Here is a 1,317-nt window from a genome sequence, read left to right on the forward strand (position 1 = left end):
CCAGTATCTGGGCGTATAGGTCTTTGTCTCTCATAGGGGATTACGATAATCTACCCACTCCATTTGGGGAAGAGCCCATTTTTGAGGGGGACCCCTCGATCCCCGACGTGCAACGCAGATATGGGAATCAGGTTCCCGGCGTAGCCGGCAGTCTTCTCCGTCCCGACGAAGCCGAGTCCGCAATCATCGACTTGGGTACCCTGTTGGAGCAGGCACTCAGCGCAAAAAACGCCCCAACACACGTCATTGTTAACCTGCCCGGGGGTGCCGCCAGCACCGTTGACCCCCTTGCGGCGGATCTTATTTCCCCACTCGCGGCGGCTTTGGACTTGGAAATCGTAACCGTATTTCTCATCGGTCCAGAACTGGAATCAGCGCAAATTGCAAAACAGTCACTCACTGAGGGGGTGGCTGGAATTTCAAACAGAAAAATTGCGGTCGCAAATCTGAAAATGGGCGACCCCAGCAGGTTCGCGTGGACGACCTCAAACGAACGCAAAATTTGGCTGGCGGCAGGCGGTACAGAGAACGCCCTGCCCGCCTTAACGGCAAGAGTGATGGACAAAGTTCGAGATTTGCCGGGTTCGTTTTCTGGTTTCGAGGTTGGCCAAACTGGAGATCTCAGCATCGTGGAGCGGTCAGTTATTCATCGCTGGCGCGTGGCTGCCGACCCCCTTTGCCGGGCTGCGTGCGGCGGCGAAAAACCCAAATTGGTTTTTGTGCATGGTGAAAAGGGGGGCGTTGGAAAATCGGTTTGTAGCATGTTGCTGATCGATCACCTGTTGCATCCCGTTGAGGCCGTTGAGGACACAAAAAACGAGGCAGAAAAATGAGAGACGAAATTTTGAAAACCTTGCCAGCGCCGGAACGGGAGACAGTTTTGAAACTCGCGAACGAGTTTGAGTTACGAGACGATGATCCCGCTTGGTTGTTTGCGGCGCTGGCAGGCAACTGGAAAAGTTGGATGGAACGGGAAACGACAGACGCAGCGCAGGCGCATGAATCAGCAGTTCAGCATATCCGCGCACAACACAAAACGACGATCGAGCAACTTCAATCCGCAACTGCCGCTGCCAGCAGTGCGGCAAAATTGGAACTCGCGAAGGCCGCAAAAACAGCGGCAGAGGATGTCGCAGATGCGGCGGCGAAGTCAGCAGATACCGCGATTCGAGAGCTTGCAAAATCTGGTGCACAACAAATCGGTTCCTCGACGTTTTAAGTGGAATTCCTCCAAAAACCTGTGCCAGTATAGCGCCAAATACTGGCATGAGGAAAAGACGTGGACGGCAACGAGATACTGCTACTGGGATTGGGGAT

General features: G+C 54.1%; 2 protein-coding genes. Both read left to right on the top strand.

Annotated features, from left to right (window positions below; all coding sequences use genetic code 11):
• A partial coding sequence (locus ACOCD2_RS20300) for a hypothetical protein (protein WP_419596295.1) occupies positions 1 to 833 on the top strand: 833 nt, incomplete at its 5' end.
• The gene (locus tag ACOCD2_RS20305) at positions 830 to 1,219 is read left to right on the top strand and encodes a hypothetical protein (RefSeq protein ID WP_293675152.1); all 390 of its coding nucleotides are present in this window, start codon (positions 830 to 832) and stop codon (positions 1,217 to 1,219) included. The genes ACOCD2_RS20300 and ACOCD2_RS20305, both read left to right, overlap by 4 nt.
• The last annotated feature ends 98 nt before the right edge of the window (positions 1,220 to 1,317 follow it).

Origin of the sequence: Thiolapillus sp. (assembly GCF_048562965.1) — a bacterium.
GTDB lineage: Bacteria > Pseudomonadota > Gammaproteobacteria > Chromatiales > Chromatiaceae > Thiolapillus > Thiolapillus brandeum_A.